Raw genomic sequence first — 956 nt, forward strand, 5'->3', positions numbered from 1 at the left:
AGACCGAGAACGTCTCCATCGCGGTGGACACCGAGCGCGGCCTGCTGACCCCGGTCATCAAGGACGCGGCCTCGCTGGACCTGGCGCAGTTCTCGAAGTCCATCGCGGACCTCGCCGAGCGCACCCGGAACAACCAGCTCAAGCCCGACGAGCTCGCCGGCGGCACGTTCACGCTGACCAACACCGGTTCGCGCGGCGCGCTGTTCGACACCCCCGTGGTGTTCCTGCCGCAGTCGGCGATCCTGGGGACCGGCATCGTCACGAAGCGTCCGGCGGTCGTGAAGGTCGACGGCCAGGAGGCCATCGCCATCCGCTCGTTCGTCTACCTGGCGCTGTCGTACGACCACCGGATCATCGACGGTGCGGATGCCTCGCGGTACCTCGTCGCGGTGAAGAACCGTCTCGAAGAGGGCAACTTCGCCCCGAACCTCGGGTACTGATCCCAGCAGCACGGCCGACGGCCCCGGTTCCCCTCGTGGGAGCCGGGGCCGTTCCCGTTCCGGGTGGGTTCGGCGTCACCAGTCGCGTCACCCACCCCCGAGCAGGGTCAGGGCGGCGACCACCGACCCGACGGCGACCACGAGTCCCACGAGCACGCGGCGGAGCGGGAGTCGTCGATCGGTTCCGAGCGGGACGCCGTGTTCGACCACGTCGCGGAGGCGCTCGAGCAGCCCGTCCTGCCGAGTCGCCGTCGGCGACTCGGCGAAGACGAGGTCGCTCGGCACCGGCGTCCACCGGAACGGGCGGGGTGCTGCACTTGCGCGGACCAGCTCGAGAGCCGACCGCGCGGTTCGGTCGTCGCCGTCGAGGGCGTCCTGCAGCGCGTCGAGCACCGGTCGCTGTGCGGGATCGGCCGGGTCGACGCGGTCCCAGACCGTCCGGGCTGCGAGGACGAGGGTCCGGGTGGCGTCCGTCGAGTGCGCGGTGCGCGTCGGGGTCGCGTTCGTCGGGCTCGT

2 protein-coding genes are annotated in these 956 nt (G+C 71.5%); one reads left to right on the plus strand and one right to left on the minus strand.

Annotation, left to right across the window (positions count from 1 at the left end; genetic code table 11):
• The coding region (locus BIU95_RS13340; protein ID WP_175470773.1) for a 2-oxo acid dehydrogenase subunit E2 at window positions 1-440 on the plus strand (440 nt) is incomplete at its 5' end.
• 87 nt (window positions 441-527) lie between these two features.
• Here BIU95_RS13340 and BIU95_RS18765 read toward each other — a convergent pair.
• Window positions 528-956: hypothetical protein (locus BIU95_RS18765; RefSeq protein WP_175470774.1), on the minus strand; the 429-nt coding region annotated here is incomplete at its 5' end.

Source organism: Curtobacterium sp. MCBA15_007 (genome assembly GCF_001864905.1).
GTDB lineage: Bacteria > Actinomycetota > Actinomycetes > Actinomycetales > Microbacteriaceae > Curtobacterium > Curtobacterium poinsettiae.